This is a genomic window from Methanolobus psychrotolerans, assembly GCF_002243045.1.
GTDB classification, from domain to species: Archaea; Halobacteriota; Methanosarcinia; order Methanosarcinales; family Methanosarcinaceae; genus Methanolobus; species Methanolobus psychrotolerans.
In genome coordinates this window covers 1-13,713 of the sequence record NZ_MBKP01000023.1, presented here as the reverse complement: position 1 = coordinate 13,713, position 13,713 = coordinate 1, and the positions used below count along the sequence as shown (strand labels likewise).

Annotated in this window: 15 protein-coding genes and 1 pseudogene; 5 read left to right on the top strand and 11 right to left on the bottom strand. The window is 40.2% G+C overall.

Features of this window, described 5'->3' with window-relative positions; all coding sequences use genetic code 11:
• A pseudogene (locus BB781_RS15725) lies at positions 1-321 on the top strand (hypothetical protein); the annotation flags it as partial.
• A gap of 1,107 nt (positions 322-1,428) precedes the next feature.
• On the opposite strand, the gene BB781_RS09210 reads toward BB781_RS15725, so the two are convergent.
• The 4 genes from BB781_RS09210 to BB781_RS09195 all read right to left on the bottom strand — a co-directional run bounded on the left by BB781_RS09210 (position 1,429) and on the right by BB781_RS09195 (position 3,928).
• The gene (locus BB781_RS09210; protein ID WP_094228210.1) at positions 1,429-1,893 is read right to left on the bottom strand and encodes a DUF2111 domain-containing protein; all 465 of its coding nucleotides are present in this window, start codon (positions 1,891-1,893) and stop codon (positions 1,429-1,431) included.
• Between the two features lie 253 nt (positions 1,894-2,146).
• Positions 2,147-2,323, bottom strand: coding sequence for a 4Fe-4S binding protein (locus tag BB781_RS09205; protein ID WP_094228206.1), 177 nt, complete (start codon positions 2,321-2,323; stop codon positions 2,147-2,149).
• A gap of 140 nt (positions 2,324-2,463) precedes the next feature.
• A complete protein-coding gene (gene nifB, locus BB781_RS09200; RefSeq protein ID WP_094228205.1) occupies positions 2,464-3,381 on the bottom strand; it encodes a nitrogenase cofactor biosynthesis protein NifB in 918 nt (305 codons plus the stop codon).
• A gap of 31 nt (positions 3,382-3,412) precedes the next feature.
• Entirely contained in the window at positions 3,413-3,928 is a 516-nt protein-coding gene (locus tag BB781_RS09195; protein ID WP_094228209.1) for a DUF134 domain-containing protein, read from the bottom strand.
• A 397-nt stretch (positions 3,929-4,325) separates the two neighbouring features.
• Between BB781_RS09195 and BB781_RS09190 the strand changes: the two genes are divergently transcribed.
• Together BB781_RS09190 and BB781_RS15350 are read left to right on the top strand one after the other, a co-directional pair.
• Positions 4,326-5,813 carry a sensor histidine kinase gene (locus tag BB781_RS09190; protein WP_129582675.1) on the top strand — a complete coding sequence of 496 codons (1,488 nt, stop codon included), beginning with the start codon at positions 4,326-4,328 and terminating at the stop codon, positions 5,811-5,813.
• Positions 5,814-5,927: 114 nt separating this feature from the next.
• A complete protein-coding gene (locus tag BB781_RS15350) occupies positions 5,928-6,143 on the top strand; it encodes a hypothetical protein (protein WP_129582674.1) in 216 nt (71 codons plus the stop codon).
• Here the strand turns inward: BB781_RS15350 and BB781_RS09185 are convergent.
• The 3 genes from BB781_RS09185 to BB781_RS09175 all read right to left on the bottom strand — a co-directional run bounded on the left by BB781_RS09185 (position 6,130) and on the right by BB781_RS09175 (position 8,592).
• Positions 6,130-6,420 (bottom strand): glutaredoxin domain-containing protein, encoded by a 291-nt coding sequence (locus tag BB781_RS09185; protein ID WP_094228203.1) that lies wholly within the window; start codon positions 6,418-6,420, stop codon positions 6,130-6,132. The two genes, BB781_RS15350 and BB781_RS09185, sit on opposite strands and share 14 nt — an antisense overlap.
• Before the next feature lie 80 nt (positions 6,421-6,500).
• Positions 6,501-7,526, bottom strand: coding sequence for an ARPP-1 family domain-containing protein (locus tag BB781_RS09180; RefSeq protein WP_129582673.1), 1,026 nt, complete (start codon positions 7,524-7,526; stop codon positions 6,501-6,503).
• Between the two features lie 226 nt (positions 7,527-7,752).
• Complete coding sequence (locus BB781_RS09175; protein ID WP_094228201.1) at positions 7,753-8,592, bottom strand: metallophosphoesterase; 840 nt, start codon at positions 8,590-8,592, stop codon at positions 7,753-7,755.
• A 174-nt stretch (positions 8,593-8,766) separates the two neighbouring features.
• Here BB781_RS09175 and BB781_RS09170 point away from each other — a divergent pair, with 174 nt between their 5' ends.
• Positions 8,767-9,477 (top strand): HFX_2341 family transcriptional regulator domain-containing protein, encoded by a 711-nt coding sequence (locus BB781_RS09170; protein ID WP_094228200.1) that lies wholly within the window; start codon positions 8,767-8,769, stop codon positions 9,475-9,477.
• A gap of 57 nt (positions 9,478-9,534) precedes the next feature.
• Here the strand turns inward: BB781_RS09170 and BB781_RS09165 are convergent, their stop codons facing one another.
• The 4 genes from BB781_RS09165 to BB781_RS09150 form a co-directional block, all read right to left on the bottom strand.
• The gene (locus tag BB781_RS09165) at positions 9,535-10,974 is read right to left on the bottom strand and encodes a PH domain-containing protein (RefSeq protein ID WP_094228199.1); all 1,440 of its coding nucleotides are present in this window, start codon (positions 10,972-10,974) and stop codon (positions 9,535-9,537) included.
• On the bottom strand, positions 10,967-11,452 hold the full coding sequence (locus tag BB781_RS09160; protein ID WP_094228198.1) for a PH domain-containing protein: 486 nt from the start codon (positions 11,450-11,452) through the stop codon (positions 10,967-10,969). The genes BB781_RS09165 and BB781_RS09160 overlap by 8 nt, the downstream gene beginning before the upstream one ends.
• Before the next feature lie 281 nt (positions 11,453-11,733).
• On the bottom strand, positions 11,734-12,912 hold the full coding sequence (locus tag BB781_RS09155; protein ID WP_094228197.1) for a serine hydrolase domain-containing protein: 1,179 nt from the start codon (positions 12,910-12,912) through the stop codon (positions 11,734-11,736).
• A 124-nt stretch (positions 12,913-13,036) separates the two neighbouring features.
• Positions 13,037-13,333, bottom strand: coding sequence for a DUF2769 domain-containing protein (locus BB781_RS09150; RefSeq protein WP_094228208.1), 297 nt, complete (start codon positions 13,331-13,333; stop codon positions 13,037-13,039).
• Positions 13,334-13,538: 205 nt separating this feature from the next.
• On the opposite strand from BB781_RS09150, the gene BB781_RS09145 reads away from it, so the two are divergent.
• Positions 13,539-13,691, top strand: a complete 153-nt coding sequence (locus BB781_RS09145; protein ID WP_094228196.1) for a DUF2080 family transposase-associated protein — start codon at positions 13,539-13,541, stop codon at positions 13,689-13,691.
• Positions 13,692-13,713: the final 22 nt, after the last annotated feature.

Sequence of the window (13,713 nt, the reverse complement as noted above, 5' to 3'; positions counted from 1 at the left end):
CATAAAATGATTGAAGCTTCAAAGACAAAGACAAAGACAATATCTAAAGCTTCAATGAAAGTTGTTATGTATGTGTCTGGCATTTACGCCAAAAATCGAAAAATACTAGAGGCAGGACTTGTTCCAGAAACAAACAATGTCATGGAACAGCTTTTTTCATATATTGACAGTTTTATTTATCAAGCAAGGTCTTTTAAAACAACCAGTGGACTGGCTAACTTTTTTAATAATGTGTTTACATTCATGAACCAGAGGAGGTTCAATACAGGAATCCGTAAAGGTAAATTTCCACTCGAGATAGCACGAAACAAATATGGATGATCCTCCTATGAAACTGTGTTTATACTTTTGTAGTAGTGGTAACTATCTGTAAATAACAACTATTTAACTCTTATTTTTTAAAATAAGAATGCAAAAGAGTGTATTAAGACAGTGAATTATTTAAAGCCGACTTTCCGCAGATGTCTAGAGAAAAACGGATATTTTCCTTTAGCGTAGATTTACGCATACTTATATCAAATAGATGTTAATAAATGCTACTTATTAATCTAACTATGCTACGATTAATTGATAAATAATTGCAATCCAGATAATTGGCAAAATTCGAGGACATCTGCGGAATATAAGTTAAAGGAGAGATTTTTAAGAGGGTTTGGCCGGATTTGAAGGGGGATTAGAAAATAATAAAAAGTCTCTTAATTCATGAATTTTAGTAACAAAGTATAAGAACTAGCAGAATCTCATAAATATTCTTTTAAAATTATAGTGTGATATTGCTACATCTTGTCTTTTTCGTCCAGATGATTTTGATAGTAGTTCTATGGAGCCTTATTCGCTTTTTGTTGTGAGAAACTACAAGATACCTATTACGCATCACTCAATATATATAATGTCAAAGCGTACTGTTTTTACTGAAGAACACAGAATTGCGCAACACAAATGACATGGATAGCAACCGTAGAAATAGAGGATGACAAACTCTTTGCAAGATGTGAATACAATCATCCTAATCTTATCCGCCTCCCTTCTGGAAGAAAATCATACTATTGCAAAACATGCGGGGCTTTGTTTGTGGTCGATCCCAACTTTCTGAACTCATAGAGAATGACGATATGTAAGTTGTTCTCATAAAAAGTATATTATACTTATATAAAATAATCATTCTGATTTCAGTGCATGAGTGATACCTGTTCTGGATGCATATATTTTAAAGGCAAGGCTTGAACGTAAAGAAGAGCTTGCTCAGTTAATTTTTCAGGTAAGAGTCACAGTTATGGATCATTTTGGAATGCATAAAGACCTTTTTAACAAAATAATGCGCTGCCAAGGATTTCTAATAAAAAAGCTCTTACTAAATGGACACAGAATAGGTATGCATGTCAGTAATACAAACTTCACACCATGGATAGCAGATTTTCCACAGTTTCCTTATCCTATCTTTTTTCGTGCTTCTTTAATTTCATTCAGCAGGTCTGCTTTTTGTTTTTTTCTTTCTCCTTCTACTTCATCTACTATCTCCGGATAGTCCGTGAATATTGAATAAATGTCGAGGGATGCCACAATGTCGACAATACCTATTGCACCAACAAGTTCACCAGTATTGGCTCTGATTGGAGCGACTACAACACACTTTCCTTTATACACACCTTCCGTAGGTCTCCCTCTGATGATCCTGTCTGTTCTTATGACCTCTTCAAGGATTGGACCGGTGTACTCCCTATCTACAACCTTTCCCTTTTCAATACGAATTCCCTTGCAATTAATACTTCGAATAGTTGTTGGAATACCACAAAGAGAATGTACTGCCATTGCCATGTGCTCCATATCATTGGCTGTGGAACCCGCGCATAGCTTCATACAAACCTGTCCATCGGATTCTTCTTTTGATTTCATTTTCTGGTACCTTCTGATTTTCAAAGTATCCACTGTTCAATACTAGTAAAATTAGTTTTTACTATGATATGTCTTTGGAAGTTAAATTTCTAAAAATTATTACTAAACTAAGATAATGAAAAATTGTATTTAGCAACAATAGGTTTTGGGCTCTGTAGAAAAACTATCAAAATATCAGACAAATTATACATGTATCTTAGAGAACACTATGAATAATTGTGCACAATTGTTTCTACAGAGTCAACAAAGGTTTTCAATCCAATGAAATTGCTTCAACGGGGCAAACATCTACACATTGACCGCAGTCCACACACAATTCTGAATCAACAATTGCAATGTCTTCATTGTCCAGTGAAATGGCTTCTACCGGACAGGTTTCAACACATTGACCGCATCCAGTGCATAGTTCTCTATTTATAATTGCTACCATGATTTTACTCCTACTTTTCTTTTTTACAGAAAATCCTATGATCAAAGTTATAGGTTCTTTGATAAATAATTGTCTGATTTAGTTTCTAGATATTATTCTACATATCTCAGCTCTCTACAGAACCGTATTTTCATTTTTATTCATCTTCCTTTGTATTTATATTTCAGGCTGTTTCTACGTTCTTCACTCATCTGTGACATATCCTGTCCAATAAGACCAAAAGCATCGGACCTGCATTGCCGACAATGCCTCATCTGTAGAACATAAGGTTCACACAGATCCTGTACAGCTTTACGTTCTGCTGGTGTTGGTGGCACCATATCCACAAACTTTGCTTGACAGATAAGTGGCATTACATTCATGATATAAACACCAAGTTCACTGATCCTCGTTGCAACCTCTAAAATATGCTGATCATTAATGCCTGGAACTAGCACCGTATTGACCTTGAGAACAATGCCAGCTTCTACTGCAAGTCTGATACCTTCCAACTGGTTACTTATTAGGATCTCAGCCGCTTCTACTCCGCGATAGACCTTTCCTTTGTAAGTAACATAATCTATCAGCTGAGCTTCAATTTCCGGATCAATTGCATTCATTGTTACTGTCAATGTATTGATCCCTACATTCAACAGATCAGGCATCTTCTCAGGTAATGCAAGTCCATTAGTACTCAGGCAGAATGTAACATCTGGAAACTCTTTCCTGATGAGTTCCAGTGCATCGAACGTCTCGTCGTTTGCAAGAGGATCACCTGGACCTGCAATGCCTATTACCTTGATAAAAGGATACTCTATTAAAACCTGTTTTGTCTTCTCAAGTGCCTCTTGAGGCGTTAGAACCTGACTTGTCACACCTGGCCTGCTTTCATTCACGCAGTCAAACTTACGATCACAATAATTACATTGGATATTACATTTAGGAGCTACTGCAAGATGGATTCTTCCATATTTATGTTGTGCATCTTTAGAATAGCAAGGATGTTGTGATATCCTTCTTTTAATTTCATCATCCATAGATACTTCTATTTCACAATTGTTTGATTTTTGGTATTCCATAATGATAGCTCCCTTGAAACTCAAAGCCTGATTAATTCCTTACCATGGTTTGACCACATTTGGGACATTTGATCTGACCACATGGAACACCAGGAGTGTGTGGCTGTTCATAACCACAGCCTGAGCATTTGCAGTTTTGTCCAGGCCCGTTGGATCCAGTTTCCACACTCTCACTGAAACGTCCTCTTTTTTGTTCTCTTCCTCGATTATGTCTTCCACCTGGGCCTTTACCCATGGGTCCTGTTCCATCTTTTCCTGGCATAGTATAGTCTCCTCCTTCTACTCGAATTGATTTTCCATTCACCAACGCATCCGCTATTTTTTGCAGTGTTCTTTGTAGCGTTCTTTGATAGGTTGACTGATGCACATGCATCTTATCAGCAGCATCGTCCTGTTTCATATTTTCAATGTAACTTAATCGTAAAGATTCCAGTTCATCGATGGTTATATTGATTTCATCCAGTTCATTCAAACAAGTTCCTGATGGTTTAAAGTATCTGATATTATGTTCAAAATTAACCATTCTTCTTTTTCTCGGACGTACCATATTATGCATAATAATGCATAATTTATATAGGTTTTACGCTTATTTAGAATATTAGTGATAACTAGACTCTGCAAATCCCCTACTTAATCTTTAAATCTTGAGGATCACCACACAGTCAGAACTCCTTAAATGAATTGTTATTGAACGGCTCCTAAATAGTCTAAAATATCACACGTATGATGGACTTTCTCTAAAAGACGGTGATATATTTAATATTGCAATTCATAAATAACAACAAATGATCATTGTATAGTGGGGGACTGATATTATAAAAGATACAATTGAGTGCGAGCAAATAAAAAATGAAATCAGAAAGCGAACCCATGATCTCGAAAAAAGAGTAAAAGAATTGAATTGTCTTTATGGGATCTCAAGAATTATTGAAAAAAATTCATCATTGACTGATACATTTAAAAAAATAGTGGATGTTATTCCTTCTGCCTGGCAATTTCCTGAAATCACATGTGCAAGAATTGCCCTCGATGATAAATCATTTCAAACGAAAAATTTCCGGGAAACTACTTGGAAACAGACCAGCAAGATTCATGTTCATGGAAAGCAAGTTGGTATTTTAGAGGTATTTTACTTAGAAGACAAGCCTGAAATTGATGAGGGACCTTTCCTGAAAGAAGAAATGAAACTGATAAATTCTATTGCTGAGAGGGTAGGGAGAATTATAGAGAGAAGACAGGCTGAAGAGGATTTAATTCAATACCGAAAGCATCTTGAAGAATTAGTAGAAAAACGCACCAATGAGTTTACAATAGCTAATAAACAACTTCAACAGGAGGTTATTAAACACAAGCAGACAGAACTGGCTTTGCAAGAATCTGAAAACAAGTTCAAATCCTTATTTAATAATACTAATGATGCAATCTTTATGCATGATCTAAATGGATTTTTTTTGGAAGTTAATGAGATTGCTTGTAAACGTTTAGGATATAATAGAAATGAACTGTTGCAGATGAACACCGTTGACATAAATAATGCTGAATATGTAAAAAGGATTTCAGAATTAAATAAGGAGATATCTGAAAAGGGACATGCCATTTTCGAGACAGTTCATGTTAGAAAGGATGGCTCCACCATTCCAACCGAGTTGAGCAGTCGAATTATTGATTTCCGTGGGAAAAAGGCAATACTTTGCATAGGTCGGGATATTACTGATCGTAAACTAGCAGAGGAAAACATTAAAAAATATATAAATGAACTTAAGTATTCAAATGAACTAAAAAATCTATTTACAGACATCATGCGTCATGACCTCTTAAATCCTGCAAGCGTTGTTAAAGGATTCGTTGATTTTCTACTTGATATAGAAAAAGATGAGGAAAAAATTCAAGCAATCAAAACAATTGAACGTAACAACAAAAAATTGATAGATATACTTGAATCTGCAGCCAAGTTTTCAAAGATGGAAAGTATTGAAGAACTTGAATTTAAAAAGATGGACATTGGATTGATTATTAAAGAAGTAGTAGGAAATTTCAAACCACAGCTTGAAGAAAAACAAATGATACTTGATTTTGCTATAAAGGGGATATATATTTCAAAAGTAAACAAGGTAATTGAAGATGTTTTTTCAAATCTGTTATCCAATGCTATCAAGTACAGTCCAAAAGAAAGTAGAATTATAATAAACATTATTGATGCAGGTGACGAATGGAAAGTAGAAGTAACCGATTTTGGAGAAGGTATATCGGATGAAAATAAGCTACAGGTTTTCAATCGGTTCAAACGTGTTGGTAAAGGTGGTGTTAAAGGCATAGGACTTGGTCTTGCTATTGTCAAAAGAATCGTTGATCTGCACGGCGGTCGTGTCGGTGTTGAAGATAACCCTGCCGGTCAAGGAAGTATTTTTTGGGTAACCTTAAGAAAAGCATAATGCAGAGACTTTTTATTATTTTCTGTTTTACCCCCTTATCCTTTCTTCTTTATTTGTATTGATCAGCATACAGTACAGATAAATTAGAATATAAAGCAAATAATTATTATATGTATGACTAAAGGAAACATTCCTCTCAATAAGTCACTGGCAAAAGAGATACAGGATGGAAACGTAATCCAAGAACTTCCCGAAGTAATATACGATAAAAAGATGTACCCTTTGTTTACGGTAATTTCTCCAAAACAGTGTTGTGTTTGTGGTTCTGATCTAAATTATTACCATAGAACCGCATACCTTACAGCATCAGCAATAATCAGTTGCGCATGAACTCCATGTCCTGCATTATCATGTCAAGCAGCGCTTCATTGAAACTGCCGAGTGCGTAAGCCTCGAAGAAATCATGGAGCACATAGAAATTGTTCGGTGTCTGGATAAGCGGCGCTGCTTTGACCAGCATGTTCAGGCGGGACAGATAAGCCATATTTGCCTTATTGTCTATATTCAAAGCACAAAACCCGCATCTTTTCCTTGCCAGTTCTTCCATGAGCCTTGAACAGTAAGGACAGCCTTCCCTGACAAAGACCATGACCGGAAAGGTACCCATTTTGCTATTTCCTGGTTCTGTACTTCTGTAAGCTTGTTGTTCAAAAAATGAAATTCAAGGAGCACAAAGGATCCTGATCTTTAGCACTCTGCATCCTGACTCATCATGCGCCTGCCAAGACAGGACTCCCGTCTCCTTCTGGAATCCAGCATACCGTCCGGCATCTTAGAACGCCTGCTTTCAGCAGTTTCTCTTCTGAAGAGCGCGCAGTGCACTACTGTTCCATCGGCCACCAGGGCAGATCCGACCATTCCGTTCCCGATTATCCTGTAGTCTTCCCCGAGCCCCACGGAGGGATAGCTCTCAAAAGTACACAGTGAAGCCTCTTTTATGAACTTCGCTGCCTGCTCTGCCTCTGCGCTGCTGCCATCTCCTTCCCTGTAGACCGCTTCGGTTGCATAGGACCTGATAAGTTTTGCATGCAGCAATGAATACTTGTCCGGACTCGATATCATCTCCATACCCACGGGCCTGCCATTGATGAGAACCACGAAGCCGTTCTGACCTTCCACCGCAGGGAAAGCCGTTATGTAGTCCTCGAGTTTTGGCCGGAGGTGCTCAAAGGTATGGGACATGGCTCCCGTGGAAGATGATGCATTTGCCATAGAGGCCTCTGTCCGGATGTTCTCCCATACCTGCCCCTGATCTGAATGGAAACTGCCTTCATTCACCAGGTTCATGGTGACCGACATATTTCTGTTGCTTCTTGTCCTGTGCGACATTATCAGATCAGAATCTTTGAAGGTCTTTGTCTGGTAGCTCCAGCGCCCCTGCTCGGTGCAGCTCACGGGTATGTTCACCTTTGAAAGTGCCGGGATCAAAATGGATGTATTCACAGCACGGTTCTGTTTTGCTCCTGCAAGTTCTTCCCCGTCAAGTATCAGTACTGGCAGGTGCCCTGTGTTAACAGCGGTAAGCTCCGGGACAGAACCATGCACACTTGTCTCATTGACTGACAAAGTGCCTGACTCAAGCCCTTCTCTGAGAGTGATGTAATCCATGCCCTTGCCTGCCTCGAAGAACAATGGCACGATAGCCATATTCCTGAATGTCTTTATTTTGTCGAGCCGAAGTCCGTTAAGCATCTCTTGTATTATATTTCCCATATGAGCCCTCATTTCATATCCTTTTTAAAAGGAGTGGACAGAGGGTGCAGGTTATCAGCCTGAGTACCACCATTTCCACTCCTGCCCGGCACCAGCGTACCACCAACCTGCACAGGCAAACATGTGAATGTTTTGCTTATACTTAAACATTATGTTTAATTGTTTAACCTAATTTACTATTTGTTTTTTTGGTCTTGAACACCGGGGCTCTGCAAGATCTATCATCTCAGGGACCACTGCACAGAACCCCTGAGAGACTGCTTTTTTCAGATCCCATGATGGAATATGAGCCCTTTCTCTCACGCCCGAAAACGAATATTTCTAAGAGCCCGTTCTTAAGAAGTCCAAAAGCTCCCCTACTCTCCGGACCTAAATACTCCGGCACCGAGAATATAGATAGCAGCTTTCCACCAAACCACCATCTATACCCATCATCAAGTGCAGAATGTGCCCTTACGATCCTCTCAAGGTTGTTCATCCTCAGGAACTCCTCACAAATATCGGAACCAAACTCCCGGGTGCCCCACCTCTGGAAAGAAGACCGCAGACCATTATCCTCGCATGGATCGTTCCATAGATAGTCAAACCGATCATCTTTAGTGATCATATCCAGGCTTATCGGCTCTCCTATACCTCCATGCACACAGAACATGGAGTGGTTAACAACTGCTGCTATCGGCATCCTGTCGAATGTCTCATTTACTTGGGAGAACACCTCATCATCTCTGCCCAGGTCTTCATAGAAGCCATATACCTCATTGATCTCTGCGGTCTCATGATTACCCCGAAGCAGGACAATGTTCCCGGGACGGTCAACTTTCAGCTTGAACAAACGGCAAAGGACCTCGATCGAGTGCTTCCCCCGGTCAACATAGTCTCCAAGAAAAACAAATGCACTGCAATCAAGAGATGCGCCCGTTTCCAGTATGAACTCCAGGGCTTCAAGGTTGCCGTGCAGGTCTCCAACTATGATCACCGGATCATGATCGACCCTGACAACTGCGGGCTCCGCTTCAAATAGCGGGAAAACTTCTGTGCTAAGACGTGCAAGCTCTTTTTTATCCATGGTTTCACCTTCTTATGGCTATCCCCTGTCCGCAGTGCCTTTTTTCGGAGAGCTTCTGCTGACTGTGTATTGCCATTAATTATTATTGCATTACATATACTTAAATATTATGTTTAATTAATGTTAATAATTTTAATAAAAACATTTATACACAATTAAATATGATGTTCAATCATGGAGAAAGCAAGGAAATTCACACATTTTGTGCCGGTTGGTTTTTCACCGGACAAGCTCATAGCCAGCCTCAGGCAATTTCCGGTTCACAAAATAATCATTTTAAAACATCAGGGAGACGACAATAGCCAAAAGGTACTGACTGCTATTAACGGTATCAAGGACGCTTTCAAAGGATTTGAGATAGAGGAGAGAGTAGTTGAACGCGAGAATGTCCTGGACTCTGCACTGCAGATGCTGGACATCATAGAGGAAGAAGTAAGGAATGGAAATACTGTTAAGATAAATATCTCCGGAGGCCTGAGGAATATCGGCATTTCAGCATATATCGTTTCACTTGTAAGCAATGTACCGATCTATAGCGATATTCCCGAACCCACTGGCAATGATAAATACCAACTTAAAGGCATCCTTGATATCCCCCTGTTCCCCATAAAAGAGCTTGCAAAAGAACAGATCAGTATACTTGAAGAACTCGGGGACGGTGTTGAATCAGTAGATGTGCTGATCTCCAGATTAAAACCAGAACTTGAAAAAGGCACAGCTGATTTTGGTAATGAAAGATCTCGCCTTAGCCATCACATTAAAAAATTAAAGAACTGGGGATTCATTGAAACAGAAAAAAGCAGCAAGAACCTCATTATTCAAAAAAGTAAGCTTGGAGAGATATTTCTTAATGGCCGGGAAATTAAAAGTCTTCAGAAACATTGATCTTCGACGTGCCGCTTAAAGATGATATGTTCTACAAGTAATGACATGAGAGTATCATTAAGACCGGGAAAACCACTTCCATATCTTTCTTATCTCCCTCTTATCAGCATCCACGACTTTAAAGCTCTTTCCTGATGGAGATGATAATACAGAAGCCTTTATTGTACTTAGATTAGACCTGCGCTGGAACAGGTTTGAGCTCATTTCCAGGGATTGGACATGGTCTTGCATCATAAGTACATGGTAACGATTTATGTTGCGAAAGCGTAAAGTCAACTGTTTATCATTGATATCTGTTCCTCCTGTTCTGTAACGCGACAGCCCCATTAAGAAGGCAGGAGGTAAAAGTAAGAACCCAAGCCACCCATAGGGCACTGTCTGGAGAAGTAAGACAAATATTAAAACAAGGGCCAATGAACGGAATAGATAACGTTTGCGCGATCTTAGAGGAAGATAGACCATAGACCCGGGCATCCTGTATTCAGGTAATATCTGTTTCAGGAATGTATCCAGTCTGCTTTTCCGAAGTATGGGACAGATGATGGCAATATAGCCCTGGTCTTTGACCCCTCCTCCGGCAACTTCTAATGTAAGTGCACACAACCCAAAGGGCTGACGTAGCAATCCCTCCTGCACTGATAATGCCTGAACTCTGTTTTTCTTCAAGGTAAATTCTTTTTGCTCGATCAGGCCCCATGAGACCTGCAGATAATCATTCTGGCTAATGACGGTGAAATCAGCATATAGTATCATAAAGATCAGGATAGACAATATCCAGGACAGGAACAGTAGCAATAATAGTACCATCAACAGAGGTATGATGTCTGCATCACTTGCAGGTATTATTTGTTCGGTTAGAAATGTCATGACGTTTTCTGGAATATAGGGGTAGAACTGGGAAAATACTGTGGCTATCAGGGAGAATAATAACATGATCCTGCCTGAGGTTGCCCCTGCTAAGAACAGATCCCATGATGAGACAACATAAGTGGCTCTTTTTTCATATTCCGTCCCTGATCCGTCTCCATACTTTTCATGATCCGCATGAGGGCCAGAGGTCTCTAAATATGATTTTATCCTATGCGTCTCTTCTAATTTCACAGCACTAAGAACTATCTCAGACTCGACACCGCCCCCGGCAGTTTCTATCTGGATGGTGGCCACCCCCAAGAGACGGCGCAGCAGATCAGTGCGTATATTTACTGTCTGGACCCGCTCTCTTTTGATAGAACGTCCTTTTTTAAATATCAGCCCCCTCTTGATGTACAGATATCCATTTTCATATCGATAGGTATAAACATACCACTGTGATGCTGAATATAAAAAAAAGGCAATTACAAGGACGGATAGCCCCCATAAATAAGGAATGATATCTATACTGCGTATCTCCTCGCGCATTGCCAGTGCGAAAAAGAACAGCGGAGGAAGTCCATACTTTAATAATCTTATAGTTTCCAGAATAATCATCACAGGATGCTGGCGTTTTTGGTCAGACATCTTCATCACTCACTCTAGCCAGAGATGCTATCTCTCCCATAAGTTCTGATGCTTTTTCCTTTGATAAGGCCGGGATGCTATGGTCAGTAGCAGCAGTTGATACCCTTAATGTCGCTAGTCCGAAATATCGCATGACAGGACCATATTCTGTGTCTACGTGCTGGACCCTACCCATGGGGATGAGGGTTCGCCTTATTATGAAAATGCCGCGCTGTATGTCTATCTCATTTTCTCTTATTTCATAACGCCAGAATCGCATCCTCAGCTGTGGTGCTATTAATGCTTCCCATATAACGTAGATGGCAACGACTGCAATTCCTACCCTGCCCCAAATGACAGGCAAGTCCCAGAAGTATCTGTCCAGCACTAAATAAGAGATAGGAATCAAAAGAAGAACAAAACCTTCCAGAATACCAGTGATGAACCAGGCTTTTAAGGCACGGGGATCAATGTGCTCTGAAGGTGCATTCTCTAACATCGTGTTCTCCTCATATCCTCAAAGATTAGAGTCATTGTAGGATTGCTGCCAGTACAAATAGCCTTTACACTAGCTGCAATATTAATGTTCTTATCAGAAGATCTCTGACTACTCCCACAACTTAACAGATTGTCCAACAATTACTATCAGTAATCAGATAATTCCTTTTTTTCTGATTTAAAGGCTTTATAGGCATTCTTCTTCTCTGTTTTTTCGATGAAATAGAATTGTCGGACAACCTGTAAATTCATAGGATTGCGCTGTCCCCTGAGCCCTTATAGTCAAGTCTTAAGCTCCCTGGAGAGAAAGCCTGCTATCTTTGGAACAATTTTAAATGGTACCGCTACCGCACTGAGCTGGCTTACTGTACCTGTTATTATCATGTCTGTCTCCGGACAGTAGAATAAACATGCACTGGAAACTCCTGTGTGCCCATAAAGCTCTGGGAAAGGCTGGATGAGGGAGAACAGCGGAGGGGGTTTAAATCGCATCATCCCGAGACCATATTCAATAGGCCATCCGGGAGCAACGGGGCTCAACTGGAAGCCAAACCTGTTCCAGTTACTTTGCATTAGCTCAGCAGTGACTGGGTCATCAAATATCTCTCCCCTGATAAGTGCCCTCATAAAAATTATAAGTTCATCTGCTGTGCTTATCAGATCCCGGGCAGATTCCAGGGCGTATGGGATGTCCAGGATCTGGCTTTTATACCAGATAGTAGCGGCTGCCGGAAAGTTTTTGTAAGCTGATTTCGAGGGAAGATAGGTATTTTCCAGATTGAGGGGTCTGTAGAACATCTCATCAAAGACCTCCTGAAGAGGCTTGCCGGTAACATTTTGAATTATCGCAATAAGCAACTGGAAGTTAGTGTCAGAATAGCGTGACTTCCATTTTGTCGCATCCATTGGCTGGGGCTGGAAGAGAGGCCGGTTCACATTCCTGACAAGCTGCATGGTGTCTTCGATGGACCATGAGCGATCGCCATCTTCAAGAATGCCGTCCCACAGGCGTTTCTCACCTTTTCGGTGAATCTCAAGATAGTCAGGAATGCCTGAGGAGTGGTTTAACAAATGCAAAAGGGTTATCTTATCGCTGTGGTCCATGCCGTCTTTTGTCCTGTTGAGTCCTTCTATCAGACTCCAGGGCAAATATGAGTTCATTCTCTCGTAGATACTAAGGCGTCCCTGCTCATGCAGTTTGAGTACCGCTGATGCTATGTACAGTTTAGTGACACTGGCTATCCAGAAAGGAGTGTTTGTTCTCATGGGTGTGCCATCGGGATGTGCTATCCCTGTTGCACCGGACCAGTGAAAGGACCCGGCCATACTTTCAACTGCCAGGACAGCATGATTGGCATATCTTACCCCGGCCATACTGTTCAGTATCTCCTGCATTTTGTCTGATATACTTTCAGGAGCAGTATTCCCTTTGTGTGGTTCGTTACGGTCAGCTGTTCCCATATTACCACCTGAACACTATGATCACATCATGTAAATCGTTAATTTCTTGCTTATCATTGAGGTTTAGATCCTCTTGATCAGAATTTTTGAAAAAGAAAAGATGTTCGTTGTTTAGAACATCTGTTTACCTGCCACCCTCATCCAGGCAGTAATACACCTTTGTAAGGTTGTTCTCTTTGTACACTGCACATTCAGGACATACACATCCTTTCTCATCTGTGATGCAGTTGCTTTTCCCAAAGGCACAGAACACTCCCTCTATGTGATCTGTTTTTGAAAGGTCCCCTTTGAATGCCCCTTTAAGGAGCTCCGCTGTATTGGATGGCATCGATTTCACCTTGCAGGCAAAAGTATAGCTTGGACATTTCTTCAAACAGATGCATTTCATGAGATTCTCTTTGTTCTTTTCCACTCTTTCCACTCGGATCACCTTCTTTTTGTCTTTACCCAAACGTTATGAAAAACTATCTGTACGCACAAGTTGCATACCAATATAAATGAGATTATGGATGCTATTTAATTGTTACTTTAGTATCAGTATCTCCGAATCACTTCCACATATTCTAGAGTATGTCTGCATTTAACCCATATTATTATATCTTTTTAGTATATACATAATATATACTATGAAAAAAGTAGAACTGCAACCTCAAAACCATCTTGAAATTGACAACGTTGAAGGCTTTCTAATTCGTAAGGTAAGCAAATTCGGGAACGGTGCAAAGGTTGACTGCCCCAAGGAATACCTTGGGCGTACTGTTTATCTGGTGATAGTATGACAATTGATCCTGCTCGATATTT

Bases quoted from the DNA above. Each gene is read 5' to 3' on its own strand.
- BB781_RS09205 (WP_094228206.1), bottom strand. From the start codon at position 2,323: ATGGTAGCAATTATAAATAGAGAACTATGCACTGGATGCGGTCAATGT.
- BB781_RS09175 (WP_094228201.1), bottom strand. From the start codon at position 8,592: ATGGATAAAAAAGAGCTTGCACGTCTTAGCACAGAAGTTTTCCCGCTA.
- BB781_RS09210 (WP_094228210.1), bottom strand. From the start codon at position 1,893: ATGAAATCAAAAGAAGAATCCGATGGACAGGTTTGTATGAAGCTATGC.
- BB781_RS09180 (WP_129582673.1), bottom strand. From the start codon at position 7,526: ATGGGAAATATAATACAAGAGATGCTTAACGGACTTCGGCTCGACAAA.
- BB781_RS09185 (WP_094228203.1), bottom strand. From the start codon at position 6,420: ATGGGTACCTTTCCGGTCATGGTCTTTGTCAGGGAAGGCTGTCCTTAC.
- BB781_RS09160 (WP_094228198.1), bottom strand. From the start codon at position 11,452: ATGTTAGAGAATGCACCTTCAGAGCACATTGATCCCCGTGCCTTAAAA.
- BB781_RS09165 (WP_094228199.1), bottom strand. From the start codon at position 10,974: ATGTCTGACCAAAAACGCCAGCATCCTGTGATGATTATTCTGGAAACT.
- nifB (WP_094228205.1), bottom strand. From the start codon at position 3,381: ATGGAATACCAAAAATCAAACAATTGTGAAATAGAAGTATCTATGGAT.
- BB781_RS09155 (WP_094228197.1), bottom strand. From the start codon at position 12,912: ATGGGAACAGCTGACCGTAACGAACCACACAAAGGGAATACTGCTCCT.
- BB781_RS09195 (WP_094228209.1), bottom strand. From the start codon at position 3,928: ATGGTACGTCCGAGAAAAAGAAGAATGGTTAATTTTGAACATAATATC.
- BB781_RS09170 (WP_094228200.1), top strand. From the start codon at position 8,767: ATGGAGAAAGCAAGGAAATTCACACATTTTGTGCCGGTTGGTTTTTCA.
- BB781_RS15350 (WP_129582674.1), top strand. From the start codon at position 5,928: ATGACTAAAGGAAACATTCCTCTCAATAAGTCACTGGCAAAAGAGATA.
- BB781_RS09145 (WP_094228196.1), top strand. From the start codon at position 13,539: ATGAAAAAAGTAGAACTGCAACCTCAAAACCATCTTGAAATTGACAAC.